General features: G+C 35.3%; 20 protein-coding genes. 12 read left to right on the top strand and 8 right to left on the bottom strand.

Annotation, left to right across the window (positions count from 1 at the left end; translation table 11 throughout):
* Positions 1–72 precede the first annotated feature (72 nt).
* A complete protein-coding gene (locus M4I44_RS03575) occupies positions 73–1,173 on the bottom strand; it encodes a helix-turn-helix domain-containing protein (protein ID WP_249966534.1) in 1,101 nt (366 codons plus the stop codon).
* Between the two features lie 134 nt (positions 1,174–1,307).
* Positions 1,308–1,835: a CvpA family protein gene (locus M4I44_RS03570; RefSeq protein ID WP_070906386.1), complete on the bottom strand. Its 528-nt coding sequence runs from the start codon at positions 1,833–1,835 to the stop codon at positions 1,308–1,310.
* A gap of 241 nt (positions 1,836–2,076) precedes the next feature.
* Here M4I44_RS03570 and M4I44_RS03565 point away from each other — a divergent pair, with 241 nt between their 5' ends.
* The 4 genes from M4I44_RS03565 (at position 2,077) to M4I44_RS03550 (ending at position 4,625) form a co-directional block, all read left to right on the top strand.
* A complete protein-coding gene (locus tag M4I44_RS03565) occupies positions 2,077–2,433 on the top strand; it encodes a hypothetical protein (protein WP_017497412.1) in 357 nt (118 codons plus the stop codon).
* Positions 2,434–2,579: 146 nt separating this feature from the next.
* On the top strand, positions 2,580–2,963 hold the full coding sequence (locus M4I44_RS03560; protein WP_249966533.1) for a hypothetical protein: 384 nt from the start codon (positions 2,580–2,582) through the stop codon (positions 2,961–2,963).
* A 154-nt stretch (positions 2,964–3,117) separates the two neighbouring features.
* The gene (locus M4I44_RS03555; protein ID WP_026110081.1) at positions 3,118–4,137 is read left to right on the top strand and encodes a phenylalanine--tRNA ligase subunit alpha; all 1,020 of its coding nucleotides are present in this window, start codon (positions 3,118–3,120) and stop codon (positions 4,135–4,137) included.
* Between the two features lie 80 nt (positions 4,138–4,217).
* Positions 4,218–4,625, top strand: coding sequence for a hypothetical protein (locus M4I44_RS03550; RefSeq protein ID WP_017497415.1), 408 nt, complete (start codon positions 4,218–4,220; stop codon positions 4,623–4,625).
* 276 nt (positions 4,626–4,901) lie between these two features.
* Here the strand turns inward: M4I44_RS03550 and M4I44_RS03545 are convergent, their stop codons facing one another.
* From M4I44_RS03545 to M4I44_RS03535, 3 genes are all read right to left on the bottom strand, one after another.
* On the bottom strand, positions 4,902–5,897 hold the full coding sequence (locus tag M4I44_RS03545) for an NAD(P)H-dependent glycerol-3-phosphate dehydrogenase (protein WP_017497416.1): 996 nt from the start codon (positions 5,895–5,897) through the stop codon (positions 4,902–4,904).
* A gap of 327 nt (positions 5,898–6,224) precedes the next feature.
* Positions 6,225–7,382: an iron-containing alcohol dehydrogenase gene (locus tag M4I44_RS03540; protein WP_249966532.1), complete on the bottom strand. Its 1,158-nt coding sequence runs from the start codon at positions 7,380–7,382 to the stop codon at positions 6,225–6,227.
* Between the two features lie 169 nt (positions 7,383–7,551).
* Positions 7,552–8,316 carry a type 1 glutamine amidotransferase domain-containing protein gene (locus M4I44_RS03535; RefSeq protein WP_249966531.1) on the bottom strand — a complete coding sequence of 255 codons (765 nt, stop codon included), beginning with the start codon at positions 8,314–8,316 and terminating at the stop codon, positions 7,552–7,554.
* An 85-nt stretch (positions 8,317–8,401) separates the two neighbouring features.
* On the opposite strand from M4I44_RS03535, the gene M4I44_RS03530 reads away from it, so the two are divergent.
* The 8 genes from M4I44_RS03530 to M4I44_RS03495 all read left to right on the top strand — a co-directional run bounded on the left by M4I44_RS03530 (position 8,402) and on the right by M4I44_RS03495 (position 14,990).
* A complete protein-coding gene (locus M4I44_RS03530; RefSeq protein WP_249966530.1) occupies positions 8,402–9,307 on the top strand; it encodes a LysR family transcriptional regulator in 906 nt (301 codons plus the stop codon).
* A 67-nt stretch (positions 9,308–9,374) separates the two neighbouring features.
* Positions 9,375–9,731 (top strand): PKD domain-containing protein, encoded by a 357-nt coding sequence (locus tag M4I44_RS03525; protein ID WP_026110082.1) that lies wholly within the window; start codon positions 9,375–9,377, stop codon positions 9,729–9,731.
* A 115-nt stretch (positions 9,732–9,846) separates the two neighbouring features.
* Complete coding sequence (locus M4I44_RS03520) at positions 9,847–10,539, top strand: NUDIX domain-containing protein (RefSeq protein WP_249966529.1); 693 nt, start codon at positions 9,847–9,849, stop codon at positions 10,537–10,539.
* Between the two features lie 75 nt (positions 10,540–10,614).
* Complete coding sequence (gene prs / locus M4I44_RS03515) at positions 10,615–11,448, top strand: ribose-phosphate diphosphokinase (protein WP_249966528.1); 834 nt, start codon at positions 10,615–10,617, stop codon at positions 11,446–11,448.
* A 95-nt stretch (positions 11,449–11,543) separates the two neighbouring features.
* Positions 11,544–12,071, top strand: coding sequence for an NADAR family protein (locus tag M4I44_RS03510; RefSeq protein WP_249966527.1), 528 nt, complete (start codon positions 11,544–11,546; stop codon positions 12,069–12,071).
* A 7-nt stretch (positions 12,072–12,078) separates the two neighbouring features.
* Entirely contained in the window at positions 12,079–12,627 is a 549-nt protein-coding gene (locus M4I44_RS03505) for an RNA 2'-phosphotransferase (RefSeq protein ID WP_249966526.1), read from the top strand.
* 43 nt (positions 12,628–12,670) lie between these two features.
* On the top strand, positions 12,671–13,513 hold the full coding sequence (locus M4I44_RS03500) for an ADP-ribosylglycohydrolase family protein (protein ID WP_249966525.1): 843 nt from the start codon (positions 12,671–12,673) through the stop codon (positions 13,511–13,513).
* Between the two features lie 7 nt (positions 13,514–13,520).
* Entirely contained in the window at positions 13,521–14,990 is a 1,470-nt protein-coding gene (locus M4I44_RS03495; protein ID WP_249966524.1) for a nicotinate phosphoribosyltransferase, read from the top strand.
* A 56-nt stretch (positions 14,991–15,046) separates the two neighbouring features.
* Here M4I44_RS03495 and M4I44_RS03490 read toward each other — a convergent pair whose 3' ends face one another.
* The 3 genes from M4I44_RS03490 to gmk all read right to left on the bottom strand — a co-directional run bounded on the left by M4I44_RS03490 (position 15,047) and on the right by gmk (position 17,015).
* Positions 15,047–15,751, bottom strand: a complete 705-nt coding sequence (locus M4I44_RS03490; protein WP_249966523.1) for a hypothetical protein — start codon at positions 15,749–15,751, stop codon at positions 15,047–15,049.
* Entirely contained in the window at positions 15,752–16,333 is a 582-nt protein-coding gene (nadD, locus tag M4I44_RS03485) for a nicotinate (nicotinamide) nucleotide adenylyltransferase (protein ID WP_070906398.1), read from the bottom strand.
* 109 nt (positions 16,334–16,442) lie between these two features.
* Complete coding sequence (gmk, locus tag M4I44_RS03480; protein WP_017497430.1) at positions 16,443–17,015, bottom strand: guanylate kinase; 573 nt, start codon at positions 17,013–17,015, stop codon at positions 16,443–16,445.
* Positions 17,016–17,092: the final 77 nt, after the last annotated feature.

Raw genomic sequence — 17,092 nt, 5'->3', positions numbered from 1 at the left:
TTGTAAGGTGGTTCCAGTTTATAATTCAAAAACCCGACAGGTTTTTAAAATCTGTCGGGTTTAAGATGAAAGTTATTTTAAATATTCAGAAGGAGAAACGCCGGTTGCTTTTTTGAAGTTTCGGTTGAAAGCTGTTTTCGAATTAAAACCACATTCTAATGCGACAGACAGGAAGGTGAATTTTTGATTTTCGGGCAAACGGATTGTTTTTTTAAATTCCTCAACACGTTGAGAGTTGATGTAATCGTAAAAGTTTTTCTGTTCTGCCGAGTTGATGACCTGCGAAAGTGTATTGGGATGAACGCTTATCCTCTGGGCCAGCTCAGTTAAAGTTAAGTCGGCATTTTTGTAGATTTTTTCATCATTCATGAGTTGCGTCAGTCTTTCATGGATAACCATAAGTTCTGAAGAAGTAAGTCCTGATTTCTCGTATTTAATTTTTTCAGATGTATTTTCGGTGTCAACGCTTTCAAGTGTTGAAGTCTCTGAATGATTGTTTTCGGAAAGCGGCTGGTTGGTGAAAATTCCAACTTGTTTGACGCCAAAATATCCAATAAAGATCAAATAGAAAACCACAACCGAAAAAATATACTGATCATCAAAGAAGAGAACTGCGAGCCAGATGATGCAGGATCCAAGGATTAAATAACGCAGCCAGGTCAGGTTGATTCTTTCGGTATGTGAAAATTGATTGTTGATGTTCTTGCGATGTTTTACAAGTTTTTGCAGTGAAAGTAAAGGATAAATAATTCCCGAAAATACAATTGCAGTATACAAAATAGATATTAGGGTTTCGTAGCCTTTGCCTTTGTTTTTAAAAACGGCTGCTTTTTCTTCGAAAGACAAATTATAAAACGGAATCAGTACCAGAATGGCAGCTAGAAAAGGAATAAAATGTAAAAGATTAAACTTTTTATAGCGATTTTGGTTCGTTAAAGCTGAAGTGTATAAAAATAAAAAGGGTCCCTGAACTAAAGGCATTGGGAGTTCTAAACCCAGTAAAAAGGGGAAGTCGCTATAGTCATTTTTGTAATGAAGATAGAACAGGAATAAATGAAAGCCGGTAAAAAACAGCCAGAGTGCCAGAATCTTGTCGGCCTCGGTTTTGTTCCTTTTGCTTGCCAGTACAACAACCAGAAAGAAGGTGATTATAATGCCGGTTAAATACAACATACAGGTCTGGGGTATAAATTAAATCGGTTGTTAAAATATCGACCAAGATAATTTATTTTACTCAATTGTCTGCCGTTGAGGTGTTTTGCAAAGATTAATTTTTTTATAATCTGTTAGGCTTAGTAGTGAGGTTGTTATTCCTCTTTAGAAGTTTCGGTATGATGGTCTTTAAATTCCCCGTACCATTTTTCGACAGAAGGATAAACAAAAGCGGCTACCTTTTTAATCGGATTGTAAAAAATGGAATGATCTAAGGTTTCTTTTTTAGCAAAAGTATTATTGAAATTGATTTTCTCAAAAAGAGCGATAAAAATACTGATGATCAAAATGGTTTTTAAGATTCTGAAAAAGCCTCCGCCCAGTTTATTGGGTAATCCCAAAAAGGCAAAATCGGCAATTCCGGTAAGGATTTTAGCTAAGAAGTAAATACCAATTACCACTAAAATAAAAGTGAGAATAAAAGCAGTGATTTGTATTGTATTAGGATTCCAGGAAACATGCTTCATGATCAATTCTTTCATAAAAGAAGAGAATTTAATCGCAATATAAATTCCCAACAATAAAGAAATGAAAGAAGCAACTTCTACAAAAAGTCCGTTTTTAATTCCTTTATATAAACTAAAAGCTAAAAGAGCGGCCACAATTATATCAAAAAAACTCATATTTTGGTGTGTTTAAAAAAGCGCAAAGATATACTTTTTTAGGTTCGGAGGTTCAGAGTGGCAAAGCTTCAGCCGTTTTTTGGAGCTCTCTTTTTCTGTGTGTTTAATTTTTTTAGGTGCAATGTATTGAACTGTGTATCTTTGCAACTCAAAATTTAGTGTTAAGATTGTAATTCTGTCCCCTTCAGAATTGAATTTTTCAACAATCTAAGATCTAAAATCAACAATCTAAAATCATACAATGTCCAGAGATACACAACTAAAAGAGCGATGGGAAAAACTCGTCGATATACTGTCTAATCAATTTTCGCAAGGCGAAGACTTAGATTTAGATGCCATAATTTATTTAATCGGAGTTCAGGAACTCGGGAAAGTACATCGTGAATTCAAAAAAGATGAAAAATTAAACCTGATGCATATCGCCATTTGTCGATTATTGGAACCTTACGGGTTTTATGAATTTGACTTTTTTGATGCCGACGGATGGCCACATTATAAAGTAAAAGAAGAATTACCGCCACTGAAAGCGGGCGAACAATCGGTTTTGATGAAAGAAGCCATTGTGAATTATTTTTTAGAAAGAGAACTTATTAAATAGGTTTTAGTTTTCAGTCGCAGTTTTCAGTTTTAATTAAACTGCGATTTAGTCTCTAAACTGCGAAAGAAATGTGTAGATATGCAATGACAACCTATAAACCTCATTATGCCTGCTTTAATTGTCGAAAGACATTTAAAAGAAGATTGATGAGCGATATAAAAGAAGGAGAAAAATCCGATTTTGAAGCCAAATGTCCGCAATGCGGCGAGCTGATGGCAGACATGGGACTGGATTTTGAATCGCCCAAAAAGGATGATTTAAAGAAATGGGAACATATTAAGAGTTTGTATTCTGTTGGCATTACCTTTCATTCCTGTGGTTGCGGCGGGCCTGGTTATATTCCTAATTCAAAAGAAAAATTAATAGAGTATTTTGAAAAGATGAAAAAAACGTATCTGAAAGAGATGGACTTTTGGCGCAGCAAAATTGGACCTGAAGGCCAAAAGGAAATTGCTATCAATCAGGAACGGTTAGATTATTGGCATGAAAGTGTTAAAGAAGTAGATGAAAAACTAAACCAGATAAAATAATTTAAAACTCCTTCGAAACAGACAATTTTACAGATTTAACGAGTTGTGTTATTGCTTTAAGATTCCGTTTTGTAGTTGTAAAGGAAACTTTGGATATTAAACTTTAAACTTAAAACAAAATACTTAAATTTGTATTCTCAAGAACTGAATGAAAATGATAGACAAGATAAAAGAACATATAGAGGAAGCAAAAGCCTTTAATGATAAAAATAAAGAATCTTTAGAGCAATTCCGTATTAAGTATTTAGGAAGCAAAGGTTTGTTGAAAGAGCTTTTTACAGAGTTCAAAAACATTCCAAACGACCAGAAAAAAGATTTTGGACAGGTAATAAATACTTTAAAATCGGTTGCCGAAGAAAAAGTAAGAGTTATTCAGGAAGAGCTGGAAAGCAAACAAGAAGTAAAAGGAGTTTTTGGCGATTTAACTCGTGCGGCCGAACCGGTAATTATTGGTTCACGTCACCCGATTTCAATTGTTAAAAATCAGATTATTGATATTTTTGCGAACATTGGTTTCAATGTTTCTGAAGGTCCGGAAATCGAAGATGACTGGCATAATTTCACCGCTTTGAACTTACCGGAATACCATCCGGCGCGTGATATGCAGGATACTTTTTTCATTCAGACTAATCCTGATGTGTTGTTGCGTACGCATACATCATCTGTTCAGGTGCGTTATATGGAAAATCATAAACCGCCAATTCGTACTATTTCTCCGGGACGAGTGTTTCGTAACGAAGCGATTTCGTCTCGTTCACACTGTATTTTCCATCAGGTAGAAGGTTTGTATATTGACAAAGAGGTATCGTTTGCCGACTTAAAACAGACTTTACTTTATTTCACTAAAGAAATGTTCGGAAAATCGAAGATTCGTTTGCGTCCGTCGTATTTCCCATTTACAGAACCAAGTGCCGAAATTGATATTTATTGGGGTTTAAAAACCGAAACTGATTATCGTATTACCAAAGGTACTGGGTGGCTGGAAATAGGTGGTTGCGGAATGGTAGATCCAAATGTTTTGAAAAATTGTGACATCAATCCTGATGAATACAACGGTTTTGCTTTCGGAATGGGAGTAGAGCGTATTGCTATGTTACTGTATCAAATTGGTGATATTCGTATGTTTTACGAAAATGATGTTCGTTTCTTAGAACAGTTCAAGGCCAATATTTAAAAATAAAGTTATTAGTAAATAGTGATTAGTGAGAAGCCTTCTTTCTAATCACTATTTACATTTTATGAATTACTAAGATTATGAAAAAAGATATAACAATTCCCGAAGTAGAAAACGTATTTGTTGCAGCAGTACAGGAATGGAGCGACGACTTTATGGAAAAAGTATGGTACGCTTACCTGGTAAACGACAGTGATTTTAACCTGGACAGCGTGATGGTAGTTTCAAAAGCATTTGGAACGATCGATGGCGAGATGAAAAAAACGTCTGTTTTACGTCATGCCTTTGTAGAAGTTCCTGCGGTTTCGGTTGTGAAAATCGAAATGGTTGAAAAGAGCTTACTGGTACTGAACAACGAGTTTATGGTAACGTTCTTCATTGGAAATACATTGTACGACAAGAAATTTACTTTTAAAGCAAACCTGATCAACGAAAACGATACGGAGGAAGTGCCTATTTTATTTGTTGAAGGAGTTATGGTGAAGTAGGGTAGAGCGGAGTGCAGATTGGTAGAAGAAAGAAGCTAGAGCAAAGAGGCAAGAAGCTAGAGTCAAGATTATAGAGAATAGAAAATAGAGTAAAGACTATAGAAGCTAGAGTTTAGATTTCTTTGTATTAAAAATAAAAAAAGAGTCAAGATGAATTTTAATTCTGTCCTGACTCTTTTTTATCTGTCAAAAACAAGCTCACAATCTTATAATCTTGCTTCTTTGCTCTTGTCTCTATATTCTATTCTCTATAATCTCACTTCTCTAGAAAAAAAACTAATCCAAAGACTCCGTTAATTTTTTGAAAACCGATTTTGCATCTTTTCCTTCGTATAAAACAGCGTAAACGGCATCGATAATTGGCGTTTTTGCACCATAGCCCTGATTTAGCTTATAAGCGCTTTTAGTGGCATAATAACCTTCGGCCACCATACTCATCTCCATCATCGCACTTTTTACCGTATAGCCTTTACCAATCATGTTTCCGAACATTCTGTTTCTCGAGAACACAGAGTAACCGGTAACCAATAAATCGCCTAAATAAGCGGAGTCATTGATGTTGCGTTTCATCTTATGAACTTTTCGGATGAATTTCTTCATCTCGCGAATTCCGTTACTCATCATAACCGATTGAAAGTTATCTCCATAACCTAATCCGTGAGCAATTCCGGCTGCAATAGCATAGATGTTTTTAAGCATTGCTGCATATTCAGTACCAATAATATCATCTGAGATTTTGGCTTTGATATAATTTCCGGACAAATGTTTTGCTACGATTGAAGCTTTTTCCGGATCTCCGCAGGCAATTGTTAAATAGGAAAGTCTTTCTAATGCTACTTCTTCAGCATGACAAGGACCAGTAATTACACCGATATTGTAGTAGGGAATGTCGTATTGAATGTGAAAATGTTCTCCAACAATCAAACTTGTTTCAGGAACGATTCCTTTAATAGCAGAAAAGATTATTTTATCAGACAATGAAACCGTTAAGTTTTTCAATTCACCATCTAAAAAAGCAGAAGGAATTGCAAAAATCACATAATCTGCATAGGCAACTGCTTCATTAATATTATTAGTCAGTTTAAGTTTTGCCGTATCAAATTCAACCGAACTTAAGTAATTCGGATTGTGTTTGTATTTCTGAATGTGTTCGATAGCAGCGTCATTACGCATGTACCAGGCAATTTCTGAAAGATTTACACATAACATCTTTGCAATTGCCGTTGCCCAGCTTCCTCCTCCAATTACTGCAAATTTTAAATTTTCACTCATTATTTTAATAATTTAAAGCAAAAGTACTTAATAATGTAGTAATAATACAAAATCTCATTTAAGAAATTTGGAAAGCCTCTTTAAATACAATGGTTTCCAGAGGATTTAAATTGAAACAGAAAATATTTTAACGATTATACAATAAAAAGGCAATCCGTACGTTGTAACTATTTATAAATTAGAATTTAATGAGTTTAGCAAGAATTGAGTTAGTTAATTTTGTTTTAGTATTGTAAAAAGGCGTTCCCATAAAATGAGAACGCTTTTTTTGTAAAATTCCAAATGAGCTTAATACTGGAATTTGTTTTTTTATTTGGAATTTAGCTATTAGTAGCTCATTTCAACAATCGATTTTACTTTGTCTAAAGTAATTAGTTGTTTTTCACCTAAACCTTTCCAGCCTCTTTCATTAAATCGGTTTACAATAAAATCAGCCGTTTTGCTATAATCGTCTGTGTATTGCGAAAGTTTAGTATCCATTCCCATAGTATGGAAAAATGCTACAGTTTGATTGATTGCTTCTTTTGCCACTTCATCGTCAGAACCTGTTAAGTTGAAAATTCTTCTGCCGTATTGGGCAAGTTTTTCTTTTTTGGTCTCAAACATTATCTGGTATAAACTAGGTCCTATAATGGCTAAAGTTCTGGCATGATCAATTCCATATAAAGCCGTTAGTTCGTGACCGATCATGTGAGTTGCCCAGTCCGAAGGAACTCCTTTTTGAATCAATCCGTTTAAAGCCATGGTACAGCTCCACATAAAATTAGAAGCCAAAGCATAATCGGTAGGATTTTCAACCACTTTAGGGCCAACTTCAATTAACGTCTGTAAAATTCCTTCGGCAATACGGTCTTGTAAATAACCTTCGTGCGGATAAGTCAGGTATTGTTCCATTACGTGTGTATAAGCATCTACGACTCCATTTTGTAATTGTCTTTTTGGTAAAGATGCAATTACGGTTGGATCGCAAATTGAAAATCTAGGGAAAAGAGCACTTCCGCCGAAAGCCAGTTTTTCTTGTGTTGCCTCGATGGTAACAACAGCTCCCGAATTCATTTCGCTTCCCGTTGCAGGTAAAGTCAAAACAGTTCCAAAAGGCATAGCGTTTTCTTTAATGAGTAATCGTTTTTGTAAAATGTCAATCGGATTTCCGTCGAAATTTACGGCCGCTGAAATGAATTTCACACCATCAATTACAGAACCACCGCCAACAGCTAAGATAAAGTCAATTTTTTCAGTCTTAATAACAGCAACCGCTTTCATCAACGTTTCGTAATGCGGATTGGGCTCGATTCCGCCAAATTCTACAATATCGAAACCTTTTAAGTTTTGAATCACCTGTTCGTGAATTCCGTTTTTAAAAATACTTCCACCACCATAAGCCAGTAAGATTTTGGCATCTTTAGGAATTAAAGTCGAAAGTTTTTCAATTTGTCCTTTTCCGAAAATTAAATTCGTCGGATTGTATAATTCAAAGTTTAGCATTTTTTTAGAGTTTCTAAGTTGCTGAGGTGCTAAGGTTCTAAGTTTTTTTTCAGATTCTTAAAATCTCAATGTCTCAGCATCTTTTATTAGGGTAATTGTTTTATTTTAATGTTTCTAAGTCCTGTTATTTAGAATCTCAGAATCTTAGTGTCTTAGCACCTCAGTACCTTTATTTCTTCAATTGCTGTAATAATTTTCCAGCCACTAATTTAGACGAAGCAGGGTTTTGTCCGGTGATTAAAAAGCCATCTTCTACAGCATACGGTTGCCAGTTGGCTGCTTTTGAAAAGGTAGCGCCATTTTTTGTCAGAGCATCTTCTAATAAGAACGGTACTACTTTGCTTAAGCCCACCGCTTCTTCTTCGGCATTTGTGAAACCGGTTACTTTTTTGCCTTTTACTAAAAATTCGCCTTTAACTTTTACGTTTTTTAAAACTGCCGGAGCATGACAAACAAAAGCTACAGGTTTTTTATGAGTATAGAAGGATTCAATTAAAGCAATGGAACTTTTATCTTCTACCAAATCCCAAAGCGGACCATGACCTCCAGGGTAAAACACAGCATCGTAATCTTTTTGATTGATAGTCGAAAGTTTATGGGTATGTTTTAACTTCTCTTGCAAAGTTTTATCAGCGTCAAAACGTTTCGTGTCTTCAGTGGCTGATGCCGGATCGGCACTTTTAGGATCAATTGGAGGCTGGCCTCCCAGTGGAGAAGCAATTGTAATCTCGACGCCCTGATCTAATAGCTCATAATAAGGTGCAGCAAATTCTTCTGACCAAAATCCGGTTTTCTCTCCGGTATTTCCCAGTTTGTCGTTACTGGTCACAACAAATAGTACTTTTTTGGTACTTTTTTTTGTTGCTTTTTGCGCTATAGCTGAAGTACTAAAAGCACTAAAGGCTATAATCGTAAGTAAGGTTATCTTTTTCATAAGTTTAAATTTTGATCAAATTTACGGCTAAAGTGATATCAGTAAAAATAAAATAAACTATGTTTGTTATAAATATATTTATGTCATGGTGAATCTGGAGTGGTACAGAACCTTTAAGGCTGTATATAAAAACGGGAATTTTTCTATCGCTGCAAAAGAGTTATTTATGAGTCAGCCTGCGGTGAGCCAGCAAATCTCTATGCTGGAAGCACATGTTGGAAATAAATTGTTCAATCGAAAGTCAAAAGGCGTAGAACCAACGGAATACGCTAAGTTACTGAATAATTTAATTATAGATGCGCTGGATCGGCTTGAAAATGTAGAAAGCAGCTTTCGGGCAAAAGCAGAGGATGCTAATCGGCTAATTTCTGTTGGGATCTCCAAAAATCTTTTTAATTGTATTGGAAACCTGTTGATTGCTAAGTTCGATTTAATCGATTTTACTTTTGCAGAAAACGATGTTCTTTTCGAGTTGATAGATGCTAAAAAGCTTGACTTCGCAATTACGACAAAAAGATTTGACACCTTTGATACGGTCTACGAAATTGTGGGGAAAATTAAGCTCATCATGGTGGCACCAGTACGTTTGGATGGTACAGAATTTCGGCAGAAATTAAAATCAGATAATTATACGGAAGTAGAGCAATGGCTCAATGAACAAAAATGGTACAGTCACGATGCCAGAATTCCACATATAAAACTATTTTGGCTACACGCTTTTAATAAAAAAAGGCCATCAATGGTTCCGAACTATATTATTCCGTCTGAATCTGAAATGTTAAGAATGTTAGCGGACAATGAAGGAGTAGCGATAACCTGGAACTGCAATGCACGAAAATATATTAAAGAGAATAAATTGCAATTGTTATGGAATAGTTTTCACGTACCGGAAGAGTATGTGTATCTATTAACAGCTAAAAACAATAATTTGAGTTCGTTTTTTGAAATTATCTCCAAAGAGTTAAAATTGTTTTTTGGTAACCGATTATGACAGAAATCATTGTTTTCTGTATTTTTTAAGAATAATTTTGAGAGATAAATTCTTTATATTTTTAAAAATGAAAAAGATCGTATCAATTTTAATGCTTGCCCTGGTATTTTATACGGCTAATTCTTGTAGCAAACATGACGACGAGGTGATTATAGATTGTCTGGGAGAAGCAATTTTTGTAAAACTACATAATTCTACCGATGCTACTAATCCGAAATTAATGAACTATTCTGTTGGATATAGCGGAACCGGAACTTTGGTGGGTGTAAAGTGGACATTTGGAGACGGTACAACCGGAACCGGGACTAGTACTACGCATATTTACCCGGCAGCAGGAACTTATGAAGTTAGTGCAGAGGTTACTGTTGCAAAAAATGGTGCAGATTGTACTTCTATTCCAAAAAGAACCGTAACGATAAACTAGGCAGGCCGAAAGAAATAGAATATTGATGAGAGTCAATTTTATAATTTATTGCTGATGTGATAGATTATAAAATTGACTCTCATTCGTTATATTTGTGAGATAGGAGTTTTAAAATATGGAAAATTTTCAAAATATTCGAATTGCGGTTGATGCCATTGTGTTTGGATATAAGAACAACAGTTTGTATGTGCTTTTAATAGAGCAAAAGTTTGGGTCTGCCGATAAGTATTGGGCTTTGCCGGGTGGTTTAGTAAAAGAAGACGAATCTTTGAGTGATGCCGTTATCAGAGAACTGCACGAAGAGACCAATGTTCAGCTTACTTTTATGGAGCAGCTGTATACTTTTGGAGATGATATTAATAGGGATTCCAGAAATCGTGTGATTTCCGTTGCCTATTATGCTTTAGTAGACGCTTCAAGTCTGGAAATTAAAGCGGATACTGATGCTGAACGTGTACAATGGTTCAAAATAGATGAGATTCCCGATCTGGCATTCGATCATAATTTAATCCTAAAAACTGCATTGACAAGATTAAAAGCAAAATTGACCTATGAACCAGTAGGTTTCGATTTACTTCCTCAGGAATTTTTGTTTTCTGACCTGGAAAATCTTTACTGTACTATTTTGGAAAAGGAAATAGACCGTCGAAATTTTAGAAAGAAGATACTGAGCTATGGTTTTCTGGATCAAACCGATCATTTTTCACCAGTAAAAAGCGGTCGTCCTGCAAAACTTTTTAGATTTAATGATTTGAAATATAAAGAGTTAATAGAAAAAGGATTTCACTTCGAAATAAAGTTTGCGTAAATTTTACACAAAATAAATTGTTTAATAAATATATTGACTTATATTTGCGTATAATTAACGCAAACTAAAAAAACTATGATACTTAATTTAGACCCAAAATTCACTCCAATTCTTAATAAGGAAGAAATCAAATTTCAAAGTTTCACATTTTCAGGAGGAGAACCTCATATTAAAATCAGTCCTGATTTTGACAATACCCAAAAAGTAACGATCACACACCGTTTAAATTCATTCAACGATTTAGGTCTGTTGTGCATCACGGTTGATGCTTTACGCAGAATGGACGTGAAAGTAATCGACTTGTTTATTCCGTATTTCCCGGCTGCCAGACAGGATCGTGTCATGATTAAAGGCGAATCGTTATCTGTAAAAGTATATGCTGATATCATCAATGCACTTCAGTTGAATAAAGTGTTTGTTTTTGATGCGCATTCTGAAGTGACTCCGGCCTTAGTAAACAATTGTGAAGTGATCCCGAATCATACTTTTATTGCAGCGGTTTTGAAAGTAATTGGCGAAAACGTAAAATTAATTTCTCCGGATGGCGGTGCATTAAAGAAAATCTACAAAGTTTCTGAATTTCTTGGCGGTATTGATGTGGTAGAATGCAGCAAAAGCCGTGATGTAAAAACCGGAAGATTATCTGGTTTTAAAGTTTATGAAGACGATCTAAACGGAATGGACTGTTTAATTGTAGATGATATTTGCGACGGAGGAGGAACTTTCGTCGGATTAGCTGAAGAATTAAAAAAGAAAAATGCCGGAAAATTATACTTAGCAGTAAGCCACGGAATTTTCAATAAAGGTTTCGAAGTTTTAAATTGCTTCGACGCTATTTTTACCACCAATTCAGTAAAAGATTTCGAGGGCGAAAGCGTTCAGGTGATTGGATTGGATCAATTAGTTTAAAAAGTTTCAAGTTTCAGGTTTCAAGTTATATAGGGAACCTGAAACTTGAAACAAAATAACAGAGAACCCCCTTCTTTGTTTCAATAACAAAAAACATGAAATACAATATAGATACCATAGCTCCAGAAAATAAGTTTTTATTTTTCTGGGGACATCAGCCCAGTAAAGACGGAACGATTACTAAAACCTGCTTTAGTCAGTGGTGGTTAAGTTCTTTTAAAGTAAATGGCGTGACTTATAAAACTGCCGAACACTGGATGATGGCAAAAAAAGCCGAATTGTTTAACGATAATGAAGTTTTAGATAAAATCATTAAAGCTAATTCTCCTGCCGAAGCTAAAAAGTTGGGACGTCAAGTTAAAAATTATGACGATGCAATTTGGTTAGAAAACCGATTTGAGATTGTAAAAGAAGGAAACTACCATAAGTTCAGTCAAAACCCCGATTTGAAAGCTTTTTTGCTAAACACAGATGAAAGAGTAATAGTCGAAGCGAGTCCCGTTGATCCAATCTGGGGAATTGGAATGGCAGGTGACCATAAAGATGTTCTGAATCCTGCTAAATGGAAAGGGCTTAACTTATTAGGTTTTGCTTTGATGGAAGTTAGAGATGAATTGAAATAGTTGAGTTATGAATGAAAAAACAGCAAAAAGCGTCAGCAAATTTCTGAGTCTGGTGCTTAGGCATTCACCCGAAACCATCGGTTTAAAGTTAGACGAAAACGGCTGGGCAGATGTTGAAGAATTGATCGCAAAATGCTCTAAAAACGAAAACTCACTTAATGCAGAACTTCTGGATTATGTGGTAGAAAACAACGATAAAAAACGTTTTGCTTTTAATGAAGACAAAACAAAGATCAGAGCAAGTCAGGGACATTCAATTTCAGTTGAGCTCAACCTGAAGGAGGCCGAACCTTCAGAGTTTTTATACCATGGAACCGTTGGAAAGTTTATGGAGAGTATAAAACTTGAAGGCTTACAAAAAATGAGCCGTCAGCACGTACACCTTTCCAAAGACAAAGAAACGGCAATAAAAGTAGGAAGCAGGCGAGGAGCTCCCCAGATTCTGACAGTAAGAAGTGGTGCCATGTACAGAGATGGTTTTAAATTTTATCTGTCTGAGAATAATGTTTGGCTAACCGCTGAGGTTCCGGCAACCTACATAGAGTTTAAATCATAAGGAGTAGTAGGCATCATTTTAAAATTATAAAACACAACAAATTATGATACTAGAAGCGGCAATAGGTGATGCATATGGTGCAGGTTTTGAATTTCGGGATTTAGATTTCATTTCTCAGAACAACCATTTAACCCAGTATCACAAACACGGACTTTATACTGAAATTTACAAACGCTATACAGACGATACGCAAATGGCAATTGCCATCTCAGAATTGTTATTAGAAGAGGATAATTGGAACGAAATCAAAGTAGCAGATAAGTTTGTTGAAGTATTTCACCGAGATAAAAGAAGAGGTTATTCCGACAGAGTTTACAATGCCTTGGATGCAAGTAGAAATGGATCTGATTTCATTAAAATAATCAACAACGGAAGTAACGGAAACGGTTCTGCTATGCGAGCCTATAGTATTGGTTATGTAAAAGATATAGATCAGTTGATGAGTTTCTGCGAAATTCAGGCAAGAACTTCTCATTATACTGTTGAAGGGATCAGTTGTGCGAAGCGTATTGCATTGGCCGTTCACTATTTTAAATACAATTTGGGTGACGGATCGAATTTAGTGTCATTTTTAAATGAAACGCTGAAGGAGAATGAAACCTATAAAATTACTTCGCCAATCGATATGCATGGATACCCAACTACACAAGCGGTTATTAAAATCGTTTCCGAAGCGACTTCCATGAAAGATTGCTTAAAAACAAGTATCGATTATGGTGGAGATACCGATACGGTTGCTGCCTTGTGTATGGCGATTTTAAGTAACAAAGAAAACTGCGATAAAACCCTGCCTGCATTTTTGTATGAAGGTTTGGAGAACGATACATTTGGAAAAGACTTTCTAAGCAAGCTGGACTTAGAGCTAAACAATAAATTTAATAATTAAGATTTTTATGAACCCATTATTATTAACCGACGGTTACAAAGTTGACCACAGAAGACAATACCCAGACGGAACAACATTAGTATATTCCAACTGGACGCCAAGAAAATCAAGAATTGAAGGACTAGAGGAGGTGGTGTTCTTCGGATTGCAATATTTCATCAAAAAATATATCATTCATGATTTTGAGGCCGATTTCTTTAAAAAGCCAAAAGAAGAAGTCGTTAAAAAATACGCTCGCAGAATCAATAATTATTTAGGTGAAAATCAGGTTGGAACCAAACATATTGAAGATTTACATGATTTAGGATATATTCCGATGGTTTTTAAAGCGTTGCCTGAAGGTGTTAGCGTGCCATTAAGAGTACCCATGTTTACGATGTACAATACGCTTCCGGAGTTTTTCTGGCTAACTAATTATTTCGAAACCTTATTGTCTGCAGTAGTCTGGTTGCCTTGTAATTCTGCTACTATTGCAAAAGAATATCGAAAAGTATTGGATAAATTTGCTGACGAAACATCATCAGTTCCTGAATTTGTAGATTGGCAGGCGCATGATTTCTCCATGAGAGGAATGGGTGGAATCGAGGCAGCAATTACTTCTGCGGCTGGACATTTATTGAGTTTTACGGGTTCTGATACCATTCCGGTAATTGACTTTTTTGAAGAATATTACAAGGCTGATTCTGATGCCGAATTAATTGCAGGTTCAGTTGCGGCAACGGAGCACTCCGTAATGTGTATGGGAACAACCGAAGGAGAGTGTGAAACGTTTAAAAGACTGGTTACAGAAGTGTATCCAAAAGGAATCGTGTCTATCGTTTCGGATACCTGGGATTTATGGAAAGTTCTTACCGACTATTTACCACGATTGAAAGAAGAAATAATTGCCAGAGAAGGTAAAGTTGTCATCCGACCTGATAGTGGTGATCCGGTAGATATTATTTGTGGTAATCCAAACGGAAAAACAGAAGAAGAGAAAAAAGGGGTAATTGAGCTGCTTTGGGATGTTTTTGGAGGCACGGTTAATACAAAAGGATATAAGGAGCTTATTCCACAGATTGGTGCCATTTACGGTGATAGTATTACGGTAGCAAGGGCGACCCAAATTTGCGAAAGATTAAAAGAAAAAGGATTTGCTTCTACAAACGTTGTTTTGGGAATCGGTTCGTTTACCTATCAATACAATACCAGAGATACTTTTGGTTTTGCAATGAAAGCAACTTATGGAGAAGTTAAGGGAGAAGGCAGAGCTATCTTTAAAGATCCAATAACAGATGATGGAACTAAAAAATCAGCCAAAGGATTAATGAAAATTGATTTAATTGATGGTGTATATCATCTAACGGATAATGTTTCCTGGGAAGAAGAAAAACAAGGCGAATTGAAAGAAGTTTTCAGAGACGGGAAACTTTTAACAGAACAGTCGCTAAGTGAGATTCGAACAAGAGTGAAAAGCGCGGTAAACGTTGAAGCATAAAAACAAGAAAGCCTGAATTTGATTTCAGGCTTTTTTATTTCTTGTCGTCATGTTTTTTAGCAACAATATTTTGCTCTTAATTCTTTTGCTTCATTATCAGTATCATATCCAATTAATAACAATCCTTCTGTGCATTCCACTCTCTTTTCTTTAATCAATTTCGCAACGAATAACTCAAATTTTGTGTAGGAGCGGTGTTCCTTATTTATAAAATTTAAATATTTTCTTTGATATGGAATCTTTTCATTGGTAATAATGTCCAATAAAGCTAATTGCAGTTCATCAATATGTCTTTCAGAATCTAATTTAAAATTTAGGGAGATTTTTCCCCCTTCATAATTAAAAGAAATCAGGTTGTTTATTCCGTTACTGTATACCGGACCAGATCTTGTGTTTTCGTTTCTTTGACCCGAATAAGAGTTTCCGTATAGAATTAAATTTTCTATTTTATTATAGTGATATTGTTTGGCATCAATAGCCAAAAAATCATCTTCAAAGGAAATTGTTCCTATAAAAGATCCATTTAGGTTCTCATATTCGGTGAGCCTGATGGCTCCAGCAATGAAATAAGTTATAACGGGAATGATAAGCAAATAATAGGCATATTTTGAAATCTTAAATCCAAAAGAAGTTTCTATAAATACAAGCAATAATACATACGAAACACTAGCAATTAAAGTATAATAAGTTAGTTTTTCAGATAAAGTAAAATCAAATTGTTTGGGTTTCTTTGGATAAAAAATCGAAGCAGAGAAAGACATTTACTTTTTATAAAAATTATTGTGATCAATATATTCCCAAACTTTTGGTGGTAAAAGTGGCTGTATGTTTTTGCCTTCTTTGATACTGTTTCGGATAAAAGTAGAAGAGATTTCTACAATTGGAGCATCAATAATATGCACTTTTGGATGTGATTTTAATTCGATGTTTTCCTCTTCTTCAGATATTCGAGGATAAACATAAATATCGTAATCTGCTAAAAGCACTTCGTAGTTTTTCCATTTGTGAAGTGTTTTCAGGTTGTCTTCGCCCATGATTAAAGAGAAGTCATGAGTTGGATACTTTTCATGCAAATGAACCAGTGTATTGACCGTATAACTAGGCTGTGGTAATTTGAATTCGATGTCTGAAGGTCTTATTTTCGGATAATCTTCAGTGGCCAAATACACCATTTGCAAACGTTGGTGATCGTCTAACAAGGTAGATTTCTTTTTAAGCGGATTGTGTGGTGTAACGACCATCCATATCTGATCTAAATCGGCAAACTCAGCCATGTGGTTGGCAATGATTAAATGACCAACATGAATGGGATTATACGTTCCGAAATAAAGGCCTATTTTCATAAATGTTTTGTTTCACAAAGATTCGCAGAGTTCTCGCAGAGATTCACGAAGTAATTTATAAAATTTTAGTGAATCTCTGAGTTCTTCTTTGCGAATCTTAGTGTAATAGCTATTTGTTCACAAAATCTTTTACCAACTGATATGCTTCTTCTTTAGCGGTATCTAAATCGTAATTTTTGATAATCGTATCAAATTGTGGTGCAGTTGCCAGTTCAACCGAAGCCTTTGCAATTCGCATGTTTATTTTGTCATCACTTTCTGTAGAACGTTGTTTTAGTCGACGTTTTAGTTCATCAACACTTGGAGGTTTCACAAACACAGCCAAAGTTTGTTCCGGAAATTTATGCTTGATACGCAGTCCGCCTGCAACATCAATATCAAAAATCACATTTTTTCCTAAAGCCCAGATTCTTTCAATCTCCGATTTTAAAGTGCCGTAAAAGTTGTCACGATACACTTCTTCCCATTCCAGGAATTCCTCAGCCTTGATGTGTTTCTTGAATTGCTCCAGCGAAATAAAATAATAATCCTTTCCGTGTTCTTCCTCTCCGCGTGGGTCGCGGGAAGCTGCTGAGATTGAAAATTCTAAATTTAAATCTTCTTTCCCTAATAAATGCTTTACTATAGTTGTTTTTCCTGATCCTGATGGTGCTGAAAAAACAATTAATTTTCCTTTATTCATTAATTTATGCTTTAGGCTTTAGGCGGTACGCTTTAAGCTCACTTACTCTATGTTTTTTTGCTTATAGCCTAATGCTT

Source organism: Flavobacterium sp. B183 (assembly GCF_023539155.1).
Taxonomy (GTDB): domain Bacteria; phylum Bacteroidota; class Bacteroidia; order Flavobacteriales; family Flavobacteriaceae; genus Flavobacterium; species Flavobacterium tructae.
This window is presented reverse-complemented; position numbering and strand designations above follow the sequence as displayed.

Excerpts from the sequence above, each read along its gene's own strand:
- M4I44_RS03575 (WP_249966534.1), bottom strand. The coding sequence starts at position 1,173 with ATGTTGTATTTAACCGGCATTATAATCACCTTCTTTCTGGTTGTTGTA.
- M4I44_RS03570 (WP_070906386.1), bottom strand. The coding sequence starts at position 1,835 with ATGAGTTTTTTTGATATAATTGTGGCCGCTCTTTTAGCTTTTAGTTTA.
- M4I44_RS03565 (WP_017497412.1), top strand. The coding sequence starts at position 2,077 with ATGTCCAGAGATACACAACTAAAAGAGCGATGGGAAAAACTCGTCGAT.
- M4I44_RS03560 (WP_249966533.1), top strand. The coding sequence starts at position 2,580 with ATGAGCGATATAAAAGAAGGAGAAAAATCCGATTTTGAAGCCAAATGT.
- M4I44_RS03555 (WP_026110081.1), top strand. The coding sequence starts at position 3,118 with ATGATAGACAAGATAAAAGAACATATAGAGGAAGCAAAAGCCTTTAAT.
- M4I44_RS03550 (WP_017497415.1), top strand. The coding sequence starts at position 4,218 with ATGAAAAAAGATATAACAATTCCCGAAGTAGAAAACGTATTTGTTGCA.
- M4I44_RS03545 (WP_017497416.1), bottom strand. The coding sequence starts at position 5,897 with ATGAGTGAAAATTTAAAATTTGCAGTAATTGGAGGAGGAAGCTGGGCA.
- M4I44_RS03540 (WP_249966532.1), bottom strand. The coding sequence starts at position 7,382 with ATGCTAAACTTTGAATTATACAATCCGACGAATTTAATTTTCGGAAAA.
- M4I44_RS03535 (WP_249966531.1), bottom strand. The coding sequence starts at position 8,316 with ATGAAAAAGATAACCTTACTTACGATTATAGCCTTTAGTGCTTTTAGT.
- M4I44_RS03530 (WP_249966530.1), top strand. The coding sequence starts at position 8,402 with ATGGTGAATCTGGAGTGGTACAGAACCTTTAAGGCTGTATATAAAAAC.
- M4I44_RS03525 (WP_026110082.1), top strand. The coding sequence starts at position 9,375 with ATGAAAAAGATCGTATCAATTTTAATGCTTGCCCTGGTATTTTATACG.
- M4I44_RS03520 (WP_249966529.1), top strand. The coding sequence starts at position 9,847 with ATGGAAAATTTTCAAAATATTCGAATTGCGGTTGATGCCATTGTGTTT.
- prs (WP_249966528.1), top strand. The coding sequence starts at position 10,615 with ATGATACTTAATTTAGACCCAAAATTCACTCCAATTCTTAATAAGGAA.
- M4I44_RS03510 (WP_249966527.1), top strand. The coding sequence starts at position 11,544 with ATGAAATACAATATAGATACCATAGCTCCAGAAAATAAGTTTTTATTT.
- M4I44_RS03505 (WP_249966526.1), top strand. The coding sequence starts at position 12,079 with ATGAATGAAAAAACAGCAAAAAGCGTCAGCAAATTTCTGAGTCTGGTG.
- M4I44_RS03500 (WP_249966525.1), top strand. The coding sequence starts at position 12,671 with ATGATACTAGAAGCGGCAATAGGTGATGCATATGGTGCAGGTTTTGAA.
- M4I44_RS03495 (WP_249966524.1), top strand. The coding sequence starts at position 13,521 with ATGAACCCATTATTATTAACCGACGGTTACAAAGTTGACCACAGAAGA.
- M4I44_RS03490 (WP_249966523.1), bottom strand. The coding sequence starts at position 15,751 with ATGTCTTTCTCTGCTTCGATTTTTTATCCAAAGAAACCCAAACAATTT.
- nadD (WP_070906398.1), bottom strand. The coding sequence starts at position 16,333 with ATGAAAATAGGCCTTTATTTCGGAACGTATAATCCCATTCATGTTGGT.
- gmk (WP_017497430.1), bottom strand. The coding sequence starts at position 17,015 with ATGAATAAAGGAAAATTAATTGTTTTTTCAGCACCATCAGGATCAGGA.